Source organism: Arboricoccus pini (assembly GCF_900187945.1).
Taxonomy (GTDB): Bacteria; Pseudomonadota; Alphaproteobacteria; order Geminicoccales; family Geminicoccaceae; genus Arboricoccus; species Arboricoccus pini.
The window spans coordinates 309,825-323,044 of record NZ_FYEH01000005.1; the positions used below are offsets into that span (position 1 = coordinate 309,825).

The 13,220-nt window shown below is 61.9% G+C and carries 10 protein-coding genes and 1 tRNA gene; 5 read left to right on the forward strand and 6 right to left on the reverse strand.

Annotation, left to right across the window (positions count from 1 at the left end; translation table 11 throughout):
* Positions 1-4: 4 nt before the first annotated feature.
* Together CFB17_RS09475 and CFB17_RS09480 are read right to left on the reverse strand one after the other, a co-directional pair.
* Positions 5-475 (reverse strand): peroxiredoxin, encoded by a 471-nt coding sequence (locus tag CFB17_RS09475; protein WP_088561283.1) that lies wholly within the window; start codon positions 473-475, stop codon positions 5-7.
* Positions 476-545: 70 nt separating this feature from the next.
* Complete coding sequence (locus CFB17_RS09480) at positions 546-3,485, reverse strand: bifunctional [glutamine synthetase] adenylyltransferase/[glutamine synthetase]-adenylyl-L-tyrosine phosphorylase (protein WP_279311737.1); 2,940 nt, start codon at positions 3,483-3,485, stop codon at positions 546-548.
* A gap of 163 nt (positions 3,486-3,648) precedes the next feature.
* Between CFB17_RS09480 and CFB17_RS09485 the strand changes: the two genes are divergently transcribed.
* Positions 3,649-6,753, forward strand: a complete 3,105-nt coding sequence (locus CFB17_RS09485) for a YhdP family protein (RefSeq protein ID WP_088561285.1) — start codon at positions 3,649-3,651, stop codon at positions 6,751-6,753.
* 7 nt (positions 6,754-6,760) lie between these two features.
* On the opposite strand, the gene tyrS is transcribed toward CFB17_RS09485, so the two are convergent.
* Both tyrS and CFB17_RS09495 read right to left on the reverse strand, forming a co-directional pair.
* Positions 6,761-7,999 (reverse strand): tyrosine--tRNA ligase, encoded by a 1,239-nt coding sequence (gene tyrS / locus CFB17_RS09490; RefSeq protein WP_088561286.1) that lies wholly within the window; start codon positions 7,997-7,999, stop codon positions 6,761-6,763.
* A gap of 45 nt (positions 8,000-8,044) precedes the next feature.
* Positions 8,045-8,713, reverse strand: coding sequence for an alpha/beta hydrolase (locus CFB17_RS09495; protein ID WP_088561287.1), 669 nt, complete (start codon positions 8,711-8,713; stop codon positions 8,045-8,047).
* Between the two features lie 220 nt (positions 8,714-8,933).
* On the opposite strand from CFB17_RS09495, the gene cysE reads away from it, so the two are divergent.
* The 4 genes from cysE to mnmA all read left to right on the forward strand — a co-directional run bounded on the left by cysE (position 8,934) and on the right by mnmA (position 12,349).
* Positions 8,934-9,644: a serine O-acetyltransferase gene (gene cysE, locus CFB17_RS09500; protein ID WP_088561288.1), complete on the forward strand. Its 711-nt coding sequence runs from the start codon at positions 8,934-8,936 to the stop codon at positions 9,642-9,644.
* 14 nt (positions 9,645-9,658) lie between these two features.
* The gene (locus CFB17_RS09505) at positions 9,659-10,780 is read left to right on the forward strand and encodes a cysteine desulfurase family protein (protein ID WP_088561289.1); all 1,122 of its coding nucleotides are present in this window, start codon (positions 9,659-9,661) and stop codon (positions 10,778-10,780) included.
* Between the two features lie 62 nt (positions 10,781-10,842).
* Positions 10,843-11,178, forward strand: coding sequence for a HesB/IscA family protein (locus tag CFB17_RS09510; RefSeq protein WP_207761999.1), 336 nt, complete (start codon positions 10,843-10,845; stop codon positions 11,176-11,178).
* 16 nt (positions 11,179-11,194) lie between these two features.
* On the forward strand, positions 11,195-12,349 hold the full coding sequence (gene mnmA, locus CFB17_RS09515; RefSeq protein WP_088561290.1) for a tRNA 2-thiouridine(34) synthase MnmA: 1,155 nt from the start codon (positions 11,195-11,197) through the stop codon (positions 12,347-12,349).
* 48 nt (positions 12,350-12,397) lie between these two features.
* On the opposite strand, the gene CFB17_RS09520 is transcribed toward mnmA, so the two are convergent.
* Together CFB17_RS09520 and rpmF are read right to left on the reverse strand one after the other, a co-directional pair.
* Positions 12,398-12,472 (reverse strand) — tRNA-Met (locus CFB17_RS09520).
* 102 nt (positions 12,473-12,574) lie between these two features.
* Positions 12,575-12,772 (reverse strand): 50S ribosomal protein L32, encoded by a 198-nt coding sequence (gene rpmF, locus CFB17_RS09525; RefSeq protein ID WP_088561291.1) that lies wholly within the window; start codon positions 12,770-12,772, stop codon positions 12,575-12,577.
* Positions 12,773-13,220 lie beyond the last annotated feature (448 nt).

Here is a 13,220-nt window from a genome sequence, read left to right on the forward strand (position 1 = left end):
CTTTTCATAGCGCCTTGGCTGCGGCCAGAACCTCGTCGACATGTCCCGGCACTTTGACGCTGCGCCAGATCTTGCGGATCTTGCCCTCACCGTCGACCAAGAACGTTGACCGGTCGATGCCCATATACGTCTTGCCGTACGTGCTTTTCTCGACCCAGGCGCCGAATGCTTCGACGACCTGGCCACCATCATCAGCAGCGAGAGGAAAGCAAAGCCCGTATTTCTGCTTGAATTTCTGATGGCTCGAGACTGTATCCTTTGATAGCCCGATTACCTCGACGCCTGCCGCCTCGAAGGCTGGATAGGCTTCGGTAAACCCGATCGCCTCTTTGGTACAACCGGGCGTATCGTCCTTCGGATAGAAATAGAGCACGTAGGGCTTGCCTTTCAGGCTGGCGCTGGAGATCTGGCCACCGCCGTCGCTTGGCAGATCGAATGTCGGCGCGGCATCGCCTTCCTGGAGCGTCGTGCTCATCGGGCTCTTCCTCATTGTTGGATCTATTCGAGCCTAGCTGGATCTCGACCCTAGCGAAATCCTCGAGCCCTCAGTCCGGCGGGCAAAACCGATCGAAGCTGGAGCGTGCCGTTTGTTGCAGATTGCACAGACGGCGCTCCAATCCCACGAAATCGCTGGTCGCGATGCTTCGACCCGACACGCCGGCTGCCGCCCGTAGCAGGGCCTCTTTCATTGCCGGCGGCGATTGCTCGGCATCGAACGAATCGGCAAGGGACAGTCGCAGCACCGTCTGCAAGGTCTGCTGTAGCCGTAGCGACTCGATAAGCCCGGCACTTTCCTCGACCGTCAGAATGCCGACTGTCGCGGCCGCGTCGAACACGGCAGCGGTCGCCGTCCGACGCAGCGAGGGATATTTTGCGGCGAATCCCAACTGCAGATACTGCGCGAGGAACTCGAGCTCGACCAACCCGCCGCGGACATGTTTCACCGCCCATGGGCGATCGCTGCCGTGTTGCTTGAAAACGCGCATTCGCATCGCCCGTACCGCCTGCGCAAGGGCGTTCAGGTCGCGCTGCCGGAGGATAACGGTATCGATCACGCATATGATCTGCTCGCCAAGGCCCGGATCACCAGCGATAGGACGAGCGCGCGTGAGCGCCTGCTGCTCCCAGGTTTCGGCCGTTTCTTCGTGGTAGCGGCCAAAGCTGACAAAACTGCAGGCGACCGGACCCATGGTGCCGGATGGTCGAAGTCGCGTATCAATGTCGAAAAGACGACCTTCGCCCGTGCGTGCCGTAAGCGCGCTGATGAGCCGCTGGCTCAACCGAGCGTACCATTCCCTGGCAGTCAGACTGCGTGGGCCGTCGGAACGCGCCTGATCGTCGTGGTCATAAATGAAGATCAGGTCGAGGTCGGAGCCCGTGGTGAGTTCGGCGGAGCCAAGTTTTCCCAAGCCGAGGACGACGAACCGGCCGCCGGGCAATGAGCCATGCTGAGCCTCCAGCCAGCGCTGGGCCGGCGGGATCATGGCAGCGATGATGGTCTCAGCGATCGTCGTCAAGGTCAGTGCCGCCTCTTCGAAGGCCGAGAGGCCGAGAAAGACCTGAAGGCTGGCCTGAAACTGCCGTCCATGTGCCCAGAGCCGGCAGAGGTCCAGCACCTCTTCCAACTCGTAGGCATCTCGCATGAGGGACCTCAACTCGGCGCGCAGCGCATCAGCCGGCGGCAGTGGGTCGAAAAAATCTGGCCTGAGCAGGGCTTCGAAGAGATCGTTGTTGCGCGCGAGGTGCCGTGCCAGCCGCGGCGCCGCACCGATCAGGTCGGTGACGAGTTGGAGCAGGCTGGGGTGGGCGCGAAAAAGCGAGAAGAGCTGGATGCCCGCCGGCAGGCTGCTGACGAATTCGTCGAAGAGGACGAAGGCGGCATCAATGTCATGCTGGCGGCTCAGTGAATTCAGGATCGTTGGCAGAAGTTCGGTGAGCAGTTCCCGGGCCCGCGTGCTTCGCGTCGCGCGGATATGACCATGATGCCAAGCTCGGATGCGGCCGGAGATCGCAGCGGGATCGCGAAATCCCATGTTTCTCAGGGTGGCGAGAGTGTCGGCCGCGTCGTCCATGCCGGTAAAGACCAGGGCGTGACCGGCCCCCAGATCGGGCTCGCGTTCAAAAAGGGCGGCATAGTGGCGTTCCACCGTCTCGAGGCAGGAACGCAGAAGGTTGGAGAATGTCTCGGGGGCGGCGCCGGCAAAGCGGCTGAAACGTTTGAAATCCGCCTCATTGGCAGGCAGCGTCTGCGTCTGCCGGTCGCTCACCATTTGCAGCCGGTGTTCGGTCGCCCGCAGGAAGCGATAGCAGGCGTCCAATTCGGTCGCCGCCTCCTGGTCGACCCAGCGGGCCGCTGACAATGCGTGTAACGCTGGTAGCGTGCCGCAGGAGCGCAACATTGGATCGCGTCCACCGACTATGAGCTGCTGTGTTTGGACGAAGAATTCGATCTCCCGAATGCCACCGCGCCCTACCTTGATGTCGTGGCCTTCGATGCGAATGGTAGCAAAGCCGCGATGCGCGTTGATCTGCCGCTTGATACTGTGAATGTCGCGAATGGCGGCAAAATCGAGATGGCGACGCCAGACGAAGCGTTCCATGACCGCCAAGAATGCGGCACCGGCGGATCTATCGCCTGCGATCTGGCGTGCCTTGATGAACGCCGCCCGCTCCCAGTTCTGACCATGGCGTTCATAATAGAGTTCAGCGTCCTCTGTCGAGATCGCGAGCGGGTGACCCGGCAGGTGTGGTCGGAGCCGCAGGTCGGTCCTGAAGACGTAGCCGGCCGGGGTCTTGTGCTCGAGAATATATTGCAAGCCGCGCGCGAGCTTGACCACGCAGGCCATCGGACCCTCGACGCCACGATAAGGTATCTTGGCGTCGAAGAGGAGGATCAGGTCAATGTCACTCGAGTAGTTGAGCTCGAAGGCGCCATGCTTGCCCATCGCCAGGACGATGAGACCGCTTTCCGCCAATGGCGATGCGGGGTCGAGGTCCAGCTCGCCGCGGCGAATGCCCTCGCCGACCAGGGCGGCGAGGGCACGCTCGACCGCCGCATCGGCAAAGCGGCTGAGCGTCGTTGTGACCTGCTCCAGCGACCAAGCTCCACTCAAGTCCGCCAGCGCGACCGCAAGGGCAACCTTGCGGCGAATCTCGCGCAGGCGCCGCATCAGGCGTGTGCGGTCATCGGTGGCGAGAGCATCCGTCTCGGCCAGAAGCTGCTCGATCGTATGCTCGGCGCCGTCCTCGACGACGCTGCGCAGAATTCCAGGCTCCGCCATGAGGCAGTCGGTAAGAAATGGGCTGCCGGCGAATATCCCATCGAGAAGTTGGCTTGTTTCTCCCTTGGCCTGTTCCGTCTTGAGGAATTCTGCCAAACCTTGATCAGGGGAATGATCGGTTAAGCGAAGCCACCGTTGTCTGGCCCGACTGACGATCTCGTCGGTGGATGACAATGGCAGCGAGAGGTTTGTCGCAAGAGTCATGTCGGTTTTGGCCAAGACCAGTTCCGATCAATTCCGAGAGGTGTAGTTGGTTCGTCTCGATATGGACGGAATCTGAGGCGACAGGGTGGTCGAATTGGGGAAGACGGGTCAAGCCGTGCCGAAAGGAGGATCTAGGCGAGCCTTCCATCGCTCAGTGAACAAGATGCGCCGCACGATCGAGGAGATCGTCGAGCTTGTTTTCTCCCTCGTCCTGCTCGCTTTGCTTGTCGCCACGGGCGTACTGGCCCTTATCCAGAGCCGGCCCGTCTCGATAAATTTCGTCATTCCCTATGTGTGGCCCTTCATCCAGCCATACCTGCATGATGTCAATTTGAATTATAAGAATATAAGCTTGGAATGGCCGGCTGACGCGGCAGCGCTCCAGCTGAATGCCGAGGGGCTGGAACTGAATTATCGCCGAGATGTCGCCGCGGCGGCGAGCGGTAAGTTCAGCCTCTATCTCGATCCGATACGCTCGGTACGCCAGCATGAGGCCGTGCTGACGAACGTCAGCCTTGACGATGTTCATGCCAGGGTCGCGATTCAGCCGCCTGACCAGGACGCGGGGCAGGGCCAAGGGCAAGATCCCGAGCTACAGCTCAAGAAAGGGGTAGAGCAGGCCGGTCGAGTGCTTGCCAGCGTCTTTGCCAGGCCAGTGCCTGGTCTGCAGCTTGAAAAAGCGCATCTGGGCGGTCTCGAGCTCGTCTTGACGGAGGCCGGTCGATCTTTGGCGATTGGTCCTGCCGCTGTCGACTGGATGGCAGCTGGGAGCAGTGCGCAGCTAAAAGCCGATTCGATGATCGGCGGCGGCCACATCTCGGGCCGCCTGGCACCCTTGCCCGAATCCGGCAAAAATGATGTTGGAATCGAGATCGATCTTGAGAAGATCGTTCCGGGTCCGCTCGTCGGTTTTTGGGGCGTCGAACAAGGGGCCCAGCTCGATGCGCCTATCGACGGCCATGCAGCCGCCGTTGTGGCGGAGGATGGCTCCCTGTCGCCCATCCTGTTCAATGCGCGCACGGCGGCCACGCAACTGGCCCTACCGGGCATATTCGAGGATGCGGTCAGCGTCGATGAGTTGTCGGCCCGTGGCAGCGTCGACCTCAATGACCTTCATCTCAAGCTCGACGAGGCCAGTCTGGCGACGGGTCGTGGGCGCATTGATGCCGCGCTTGACGCATTCCTTGCGGCGAAGGGACGCCATTTGACGTTGTCGCTCAAGGGGCAACAGGTCGATAGCAAGATGATCACCGACTACTGGCCGACGCCCATTCTTCCCCAGGTAAGGGACTGGCTAAAGGCCAATCTCCAGGACGGCACGGCATCGCACGCGAGCCTTGATGTCGCCTGGACTCAGCAGCCTCCGGAAATGCCCGATGACGTCAAGCTCGGTGTTGCGTTCGACGCCAGCGGCACGAAGGTCAGCTTTCTCGACGGTTTCCCCGCCGTCGAGGAAGCCGTGGGAACGGGCAGGATTGATGAGCACGGAATGCAAATCGATCTCCGATCGGCCAAGCTTCAAGGGCTGGCGATCGGTCCGAGTCGGCTCGAGATGGCCTTCATGCCGGCGGGACAGCCCGATACGCTGCGTCTCCAGGCTTCCGGGGAAGGCGACGTTCCAGCGGCACTGAGCTTGGTTGAGCAGCTCCCCATGCTGAAGGGTAGCCAGTTGCCGATCCGGCCGGCGCAGACGAAAGGCAGAGCATCTTTCAAGCTCAATTTGGGCCTGCCGATCGCCGATGACATCGAGATGAAGGACGTTACGCTGGGCGTCGACGTTCAGGCCCGGGAACTGGCTATTCGTGAGTTGGCACCGGGCCTTGATCTCAGTCAGGCTCAGGCATCGGTTATGGTCGACAAGGAGCACGTGGAAGCTAGCGGCAAGGGCGTCATCGACGGGGTGCCGGCTACGATCGACAAGGTCTGGGTCAGCATCGTTCCCGATGACCGGCGGCCCGTCGAGGCCACGGTGACACTGGCCATCGATCAGCATGTCCTGGACCTCTACCGGATTTCTCCAAGTCTGCTGTCGATGAGCGGTGTCCTGCCGTCGACCGTCAATGTTCGTGTGCCCAGGGTGGGCGAGCCTGTCATTCAAGTCGATGCCGACCTAGGTCCCGCCCAGCTCAAAGTGCCAGCCTTGGCGATCTTGAAGAGAAAGGGTGTGCCCGGGCGCGCAACGTTCGGGCTCCGGCGCAACAGCCTGGAGACCCGCGTGGACGGGCTCTCGCTGCTCACGCCAGATCTCGAATTTGACGGCGATATCGTCTTGACGATGGACGAGCGGCTGAAATCGTTGACCATCCGCAATGCCGTCCAGGGGCTGACGCGATTGTCGGGCACTCTCGAGAACGACGTCGCGCGCGGCTATGTAGGCACGATCAACGCGAGAACGTTCGATCTGCGGCCTTTCATGGCGGCGGGCGAAAGCTCGGACAAAGCTAGCAAGACCGGCAGCACGACGCGTTCGGTTTCTGAGGCGCTGAGCGCGATCCCGCCGCTCGATCTTTCGATCGCCGCAAACGAGCTCATACTGCCTGGCGGCAATGCGCACACCTTAAAGCTGAGACTCACGCGCCGACCTGGGGCATGGCAGTTGATCGACCTTTCGGCCATGATGCCAAGTGGCAGCACGATATCGGCACAGCTGACGGGCAAGGCGGGTGGCTCGCCTTTCGAATTCGAGACCGACGATGCGGGCGCGGTCCTGACCGCTCTGGAGCGGGGCGCAAGATTCGCCACCGGCGGGCGACTTCGGGTCAAGGGCACGCTGACCGGCGAGTCGCCCCTGCGCCTGAACGGACAGATCGAATTGCACGACTTTGTGGCCGAGCAGGCGCCCGTCCTGGCTAAGGTCCTGACGCTGGCCTCATTTACCGGCATCCTGAACACGCTGCAGGGTAACGGGATATCCTTCGATCGAGGCCGTGCTCATTTTGACTATGACGATGATCAGATTCGTATCTCGGACGGCCTGGTGCACGGGTCGGAGCTAGGGTTGACCTTCAGAGGCGACGTCGATCTCGACAAGGGCAAGGTGGCGATGACCGGGACCGTCATCCCCGCCTTCACAATCAATCGTGCCATTGGTCAGATCCCGCTGCTCGGCACCCTGATGCGTGGCGCCCACGGTGTCGGCGCCTTCGCAGTAACCTTCTGGGCGGACGGTCCGATCGATGACCCGGCCGTCGGCGTCAATCCGCTCAGCCTCATCGTGCCGGGGGCACTCCGCGACTGGATGAGCGAGATGAGTCGCCCGAGCCGCTAGGCAAGGTTCAGGCGGGCCGGATGATCACGTGGCGCTTCTTGCCCGCCGATATCTTCAGCCCCGCCGCCGGCACGCTTTCCACACGGCTCGTTTCGTCTTCAATCGTCCTGTCGTCGATGCGAACGCCGCCGCCGCGAATGAGGCGACGAGCCTCGCCGTTGGAGCCTACGATATGGGCGAGCTGTAAAAGCTCGACGATGCTGAAGCCCTCGTCGGCGCGCGCGCGATCTACTACCACCTCGGGAAGGCCGCCGACCGACTTAGCCCCCCCGAACTGGGCCGCCGCTGCCGCCGCAGCCGCCGTTGCCTCAGCCTCGCCATGCGCCATGGCCGTGGCTTCGGTCGCAAGGATACGCTTTGCTTCGTTGACTTCGGCGCCTTGCAGAGCTTCGAGGCGGCGGATCTCGTCGATGGGAAGATCGGTGAAGAGGCGCAGGAAGCGACCGACGTCGGCATCCTCGGTGTTGCGCCAGAACTGCCAGTAATCGAATGGCCGCAGGCGATCCTCATTGAGCCAGATGGCGCCCGCCGCCGACTTCCCCATCTTCTGGCCTGATGAGGTCGTGATCAAAGGCGTCGTCAGACCGAAAAGCTGCTTGCCATCGATACGCCTGCCAAGTTCGACGCCATTGACGATGTTACCCCATTGGTCGGAGCCGCCCATCTGCAGCCGGCAGTCATGCCGCCGGCTGAGCTCGAGAAAATCATAAGCCTGCATGACCATGTAATTGAACTCGAGCAGTGTCAGTGGCTGCTCGCGCTCAAGCCGCAGCCGGACTGAATCGAAGGTCAGCATGCGGTTGATGGTGAAGTGCCGGCCGAAGTCGCGCAGGAAGGGGATATAGCCAAGCTCATCGAGCCAGGCCGCGTTGTCTTCCAGGAGCGCCGAGCCAGCGTCGAAGGACAGGAATTTGCCCAGCGATCGCTTGATGCCGGCCTTGTTGTGCTGGATCTGCTTGTCCGTGAGGAGCGGGCGGCTCTCGTCCTTGAACGATGGATCGCCGACCCTGGTCGTGCCTCCGCCGACCAGGGCAATGGGCCGATGGCCGGCCTGCTGAAGTCGGCGTAGCATCATGATGCTGACGATATGGCCGATATGAAGGCTATCGGCCGTCAGATCGTAGCCCACATAGGCGGTGATCGTCTGCGCCGCGGCAAGTTCGTCCAATGCCTCAAGGTCGGTGCATTGATGGATGAAGCCGCGTTCCTCGAGGATCGCGATCAGTTCGGAGCGGCGCGTCGACAAGGTCTGTTCTCTCAGCCAGATGGGCGGTCTAGTGGACCTTGGGGATCATCGCGACAGGGCAAGGGCCTCGGAGGCGGGCTTCAGCCTCTTGTCGAGATAGCCTTCGCAGATCCGCTCGAATTCTTCCATGTGATGGGTAAAGAAATGATCGCAGCCCTCGATCGTGTGGAAATCGATTGTGATGCCGCGCTGTTGGCTGAGTTTGGTGACGAGCTTGACGACCGAATCGGTGGGTGTGACCTCGTCGCGTTCGCCATGAACGATCAGGCCTGAGGAAGGGCATGGCGCCAGGAAACCGAAATCATACATGTTGGCCGGCAGGCCGGCGCACATGAAACCCTGAATTTCAGGGCGGCGCATCAGGAGTTGCATGGCGATCCATGCCCCGAAGGAGAAGCCCGCGACCCAGCAGCCGCTACTGTTTGGATTGTGGCTCTGCATCCAGTCGAGGGCGGAAGCCGCATCGCGGAGCTCGCCCTGGCCGTGCTCGAATACGCCCTGAGAGCGTCCGACGCCGCGGAAGTTGAAGCGCAGCACCGAGAAGCCGCGTCGCTGGAACATATGGAAAAAGGCATGAACAAGCTTGTTGTTCATCGTTCCGCCATGCTGCGGGTGCGGATGCAGGATGATCGCAAGAGGCGGGGTTGGCCCGTCACCATGTACGTAACGTCCCTCGAGCCGCCCATCGGAGCCGTTGAAGATAACTTCAGGCATGCAACTCTTCCTTTGATCCCATGCGGTCCGCGCCCAAAAGAGCGAAAACCAAGCGGCCAAATGCAAGCCGCGCCTTGATTGACCCAGGCCCGCCACCCCAGTTAAGAGGCCCAGTCGGCGCGCAGTTGACGGTGCTCAAGGTTCGAGCCCGTCGAAAGGTGCGCTGACTCGAGGCCGGAGGTGCCGAGCGGATCGGCGCCTATAGCGCAAGCGGGTCCGCATGTTCAAGACGATCTTGGAAGACATCGACGCTGTATTCGAGCGAGACCCCGCAGCGCGCTCGCGAATCGAGGTGGCACTTTGCTATCCAGGCGTACACGCGATCATCTTTTACCGTGTGGCGCATGCGCTCTGGCGTGTAGAATGGTATCTGTTTGCCCGTTGGATCTCTCAGGTCGCCCGCTTCTTGACGGGCATCGAGATTCATCCCGGTGCAGCCATCGGGCGGCGTTTGTTCATTGATCATGGCATGGGTGTAGTGATTGGCGAGACGGCCGAGATCGGCGACGACGTGACGATCTATCAAGGCGTCACGCTCGGTGGCGTGAGCCTCGATGCTGGCAAGCGTCATCCGACGCTGGAGGATGGCGTCATCGTCGGCAGCGGGGCTGCGGTTCTCGGTCCCTTTACCGTCGGTCGCAATGCGCGCGTCGGCTCCAACGCCGTCGTGCTCAAGGCCGTTGCAGCGGGGGCGACGGTGGTCGGCATTCCGGCCAAACCCGTCGGACCGCAGGCGGTTTCCGACAAAGAGATGAAGTTTCCAGCCTACGGTGTCTGGCCGGGCGTGGCGGCCGACCCGGTCAGCCGCGCGTTGGAGCGGGCATGCATGCAGATGGACGCCCTCGAGGCCCGCGTCGCCGAACTTGAGCGTATGGCTGTTGAGCGTGGCGGCGACGAGGTCGATTACGGTCGTACGGGCACACATAACTGACGGTTTGAAGCGGCATGCCCAAGCCGACGACCAAAGCCTATCTCGATTACAACGCGACCGCTCCCATGCGGGAGGAGACGGTCGCGGTCATCGCCCAGGCTATGCGCGAGGTCGGCAATCCTTCCTCGACGCATCAGGCGGGGCAGGGGGCAAGGCGTCGCCTCGAAGCTGCCCGCAGTGCTCTGGCGGCACTTGTCGCGGTCGACCCCACGGCGGTGATTTTTACCAGCGGTGCCACCGAGAGCAACCATGCGGCCCTGGCGGCGGTCGATGGCAAGCGGCTGGTCTCGGCGATCGAGCATCCCTCGGTTGCGGCCGTTGACGCCTCTTGCCCGCCCATTCCGGTCACGCCCGATGGCGTCATCAATCTCGACGCGCTGGAGCGGATGTTGCGTTCGTACAGGCCGGAGCTTGTTGCCGTCATGGCGGCGAACAATGAGACAGGTGTTGTCCAGCCGGTCGGGGCGATCGCCCGGCTCGTACATGAAGCGGGCGCGCTTTTGCACGTTGATGCGGTCCAGGCGATAACAAAGCTGCCGCTATGCGTGGGTGGGGTGGACGGCGCCGACTCGCTCAGCATCTCGGGGCATAAGCTGGGTGGCCCGCCAGGGATCGGCGCACTTATCCTGGCTCCCGGGCGACGCATCAGGCCCTGGCTACGTGGCGGCGGTCAGGAAGGCCGGCGACGGGCGGGAACGGAAAACGTGCCAAGTGCAGTGGGGTGGGCTCACGCGTTGGCGAGCAGCGTCGATTGGAACGCGATCGCGCTGCTGCGGAAGCGGCTGGAGAAAGAGGTTCGCCTCCTCTGTCCCGAGGCACGGATTGTCGGGGAGGAGGCGCCCCGCCTTCCCAACACCACCTGCTTGATCACTCCCGGGATCAGCAACGAGGCTCAGCTCATGGCCCTCGATCTGGCCGGCGTGAGCATCGGTACCGGCTCGGCATGTTCCTCGGGCAAGGTCGAGCCCTCGATGGTGCTGCAGGCGATGGGCGTGGGGGCGGACGATGCGCGATCGGCCATTCGGATCAGCCTAGGTTGGGCCAGCTGTGAGCGTGACATCGATGCCTTCTTGAGCGTCTATGAGTCAATGGTCGGTGTGAGGCGACGTCGCATGGGCTTGTCAAGTGGCGCCTGATCGCCGACATGAGGACCGCTGGGAGGGAACTTGGCCCCGCCAGCCTGCTGATGGGGACGATTATGACCGAGATGCTGGTGACGCTTACCCCCGCCGCGATCGGCCGCATGCGTGAATTGCTGGCCAGCAAGGGGAATGAAGCCTTTGGCGTAAGGCTGGCTATTAAGCCCACGGGCTGCTCTGGCTACAGCTACCTTATGGATTTCGCACCGGCAGCCTTGCCTGGGGATCATGTTGTCGACGAGGAAGGGGTGCGTCTTGTGATCGACCAGAAGGCCCATGAGCTGGTGGCCGGTACACGGATCGATTTCGTCGAGGATAAACTGGGAGCTCAGTTCGTCTTCAGCAATCCCAATGAGAAGAGCCGCTGCGGTTGCGGCGAGAGCTTCACTGTCTGAACGTCTCTTTTAAAACATGCTTAACAGCCTTGGATTTGCGCGCCCGCCGCACGAATGCCGGATCGCGGTGGCGATGTCGGGCGGCGTCGACAGTTCGGTGGTGGCCGCGCTCTTGAAGAGCCAAGGCTATGACGTCGTCGGTATAACGCTACGCCTCTATGACCAAGGCCAGGTGAGCCGCAAAGGTTCGTGTTGCGCTGGGGTCGATATCGCCGATGCGCAGGCAACTGCCGCATCGCTCGACATTCCTCATTATGTGCTCGATTTCGAGGAGCGCTTCAGGCGGGCCGTCATCGACGACTTCGTCGATACCTATGCCGCCGGCCGGACGCCCATCCCCTGCGTGCGCTGCAATGAGCGCGTGAAATTCGGTGATCTTCTCGATATAGCGCGCGATATGGGTGTCGATGCGCTGGCGACCGGACATTATGCGCGCTGGTGCCTCGGCCCGGATGGGCCCGAATTGCACAAGGCGCATGATCTCAATCGCGACCAGAGCTATTTTCTCTTCGCGACGACGCCGGCCCAACTCGCGCAATTGCGCTTTCCCCTGGGGGAGATGACCAAGCCGGAGGTGCGGTCGCAGGCGCTTCGCTTTGGCCTGCGGGTTGCCGACAAGCAGGATAGCCAAGATATCTGTTTCATTCCCGACCGCGATCACGCGGGTTTCATAGCCCGGATGCGTCCGGATGCGGCCAAGTCGGGCGACATCGTCCATGTCGACGGCCAACGCCTGGGGCGCCACCAAGGGGTGCTAAGATATACGGTCGGACAGCGACGCGGTCTGGGTGTGGCGGCGGGAGAGCGCCTCTACGTGATCGAACTCGACGCCGCCAAGGCCCGCGTGACCGTCGGGCCGCGAGATGCCGGCGAGGCCAGCGCCATGATCGTGCGGCAGCCGAACTGGCTCGCGGTGCCGCGTGCCGGACAGACCTTGAACGTGCGCCATCGCTACAATGAAGGGGACGTTCCGGGCACGCTTGCGCGGCTTGAAGAGGGGGCGTTCGAGATCCGTTTCACACGGCCGCAGGCCGGTATAGCGCCGGGCCAGGCCTGTGTGCTCTATGACGAGACGCGACTTCTGGGCGGGGGATGGATCGAGCGCTCGGTGCGTGTTCAGGCTGACGAGCCGGCCGCCTTGTTCACGGACCAAACGGCTGCATCCGGCTGAGGGCGGTCGCTATCTGATGCGCACTGACGTGCTGTAGAAGAAAGATGTTGGTAGCGGAGGAGGGATTTGAACCCCCGACCAAGGGCTTATGAGTCCCCTGCTCTACCCCTGAGCTACTCCGCCGCCAGGGCCCGTGCGAGGTAGACAATAGCTCGACGACTGTCAAGCTGAGCGCGGGCTGTCATTCGATCGGATAGGAACGCCGTTCCGAACCTCCACAAGCACTTAGTCGTCGACGGGAGCGGACTCTTTTTGGACAATCACCTGGCGGCCGCGATACATCCCGGTCTTTAGGTCAATGTGATGCGAGCGGCGGAACTCGCCGGTGTCCTTGTCCTCGATCACGTTCGGCACGGTCAACGCATGATGAGAACGTCGCATGTCGCGACGCGAGGTCGAGGTCTTCTTCTTCGGAACGGCCATGGACGTAACTCTGCTTTGAACAGGCAAAAGCGCAGACATACGTCGAATCAACGACGTCCGCCCACGCTGCAATAGGGTCCGCGATCTAACCGACCCCGGCGCCAGGGTCAAGCTGCGCGTAGAAGGAGGTCGAAGAGCGGACTGCCTTTGCGCCCAAAGCAACCTCCTCCTTAATGTCCTTGGTTCGGGATGACGCTACCCGGGCCTTGCTACAAAAAAATGACGAGAACCACTTGCATGCGGCGAGGGGCGGGGGTACATCAGCCCTCGCCGCTGAAGAGCGGACCCACCTGAGAGTCAGGAAGACAAAATCGGATCCCAAAGGTCCGGTTGTACATCTGCCTCGTCAGTTATGTTCTTTTGACATCGTGATGATGATGAAATTGGAAGGGATGTGCAGGCGGCGGTGACGTTGTCTTGCATATTCTGGATGGTCTTGGGGTTTATC